Genomic DNA, 1,874 nt, shown 5'->3' with positions numbered 1-1,874 from the left:
GATATCAACTTTGATGTGGTATCAAACCCTGAATTCCTCAAAGAAGGTGCAGCAGTCGCAGACTGTATGCGACCTGAACGTATTGTCATCGGTACTGATAACCCGGATGCTATTGATCCGATCCGTGAACTTTACGAACCTTTCAATCGTAATCACGATCGTATGATCCTGATGGATATCCGCAGTGCAGAGCTGACCAAATATGCCGCTAACTGTATGCTGGCGACCAAAATCAGTTTCATGAATGAAATGTCTAATCTGGCAGAAATGCTCGGTGCGGATATCGAGAAAGTCCGCCAGGGTATCGGTTCTGATTCACGCATTGGCTACCACTTTATCTACCCTGGCTGCGGCTACGGCGGTTCGTGTTTCCCTAAAGACGTCCAGGCGTTGATCCGTACTGCTGAGCATATTGGCTATCAGCCTAAATTGTTGCAGGCGGTAGAACAGGTCAATTACCAGCAAAAATATAAATTGCCTGCTTTCATTCAGCGCCATTTTGGCGATGACCTGAAAGGGAAAACCTTTGCACTGTGGGGGCTGTCATTTAAGCCTAATACCGATGATATGCGTGAAGCATCGAGTCGCGTATTAATGGAACAACTCTGGGCTGCAGGCGCGAAAATCAAAGCCTATGATCCTGAAGCGATGAATGAAACGCAGCGGATCTATGGTCACCGTGATGATCTGGAATTGATGGGCACCAAAGAAGCGGCATTGCACAATGCTGATGCGTTGATTATTTGTACGGAGTGGCAGAATTTCCGTGCCCCTGATTTTGATGTGATCAAAAAAGCATTAAAAGAGCCGGTTATCTTTGATGGTCGTAATTTATTCGATCCTGAACGTTTGGAGAAACGCGGATTTACTTACTACGGCATAGGTCGTGGCGCATCAATCAATCCGGTTCTGTAAGGAGTTTTCATGAAATATCTGGTCACTGGCGCAGCGGGCTTTATTGGGTTCTATGTGTCACAACGTTTGTTGGCTGCGGGTCATTCCGTTATCGGCATTGATAATCTGAATGACTACTATGACGTCAATCTGAAACTTGCCCGCCTTGCTCAGCTGGAAAATAAAGTCGGCTTTGAATTTATTAAGCTGGATTTAGCTGATCGTGAGGGTATGGCCGCATTGTTTGCGGAACAGCGTTTTGAACGGGTTATCCATTTAGCCGCGCAGGCGGGTGTCCGATATTCAATCGAAAATCCTCTGGCTTATGCGGATGCCAACCTCATAGGATTTGTTAATGTTCTGGAAGGTTGTCGTCATAATAAAGTCGGACATTTGCTTTATGCCTCTTCCAGTTCAGTTTATGGACTGAACAAAAAACAGCCTTTTTCAACGGATGATTCTGTGGATCATCCTGTTTCGCTGTATGCCGCAACGAAAAAGGCTAATGAATTAATGGCTCACACTTATTCACATCTTTATAAGATCCCTACGACCGGATTACGTTTCTTCACCGTATATGGCCCGTGGGGACGCCCGGACATGGCATTGTTTAAGTTCACCAAAGCAATACTTGCCGGGCAGAATATCGATGTTTATAACCATGGCGAAATGCGTCGTGATTTTACTTATATCGATGATATCGCCGAAGCCATTGTTCGTTTACAGGATGTTATTCCACAATCTGATCCGGACTGGACTGTAGAAGGTGGCTCTCCTGCCAGCAGTTCTGCACCTTATAGTGTTTATAATATTGGCAACAGCAACCCCGTGAAACTGATGACGTATATCAGTGCGCTGGAGAAGGCGTTGGGAATGGTTGCGGGTAAGAATATGCTGCCAATGCAGCCAGGCGATGTACACGAGACCAGCGCAGACACATCACCGCTGGCTAAGGCGATTGACTTCAAGCCTGAGACACC

Annotated in this window: 2 protein-coding genes; both read left to right on the top strand. The window is 46.3% G+C overall.

All coding sequences use genetic code 11. The features are described 5' to 3' along the window. On the top strand, positions 1-915 hold a 915-nt coding region (locus AC1DUO_RS24530; RefSeq protein WP_477989215.1), incomplete at its 5' end, for a UDP-glucose dehydrogenase family protein. 9 nt (positions 916-924) lie between these two features. Beyond that, positions 925-1,874: NAD-dependent epimerase (locus AC1DUO_RS24525; protein ID WP_477989213.1), on the top strand; the 950-nt coding region annotated here is incomplete at its 3' end.

The sequence above is a fragment of the Rahnella sp. P4_A8 genome (genome assembly GCF_056402435.1).
The sequence above is the reverse complement of the archived record's forward strand: the minus strand, read 5'-3'. Positions and strand labels throughout refer to the sequence as shown.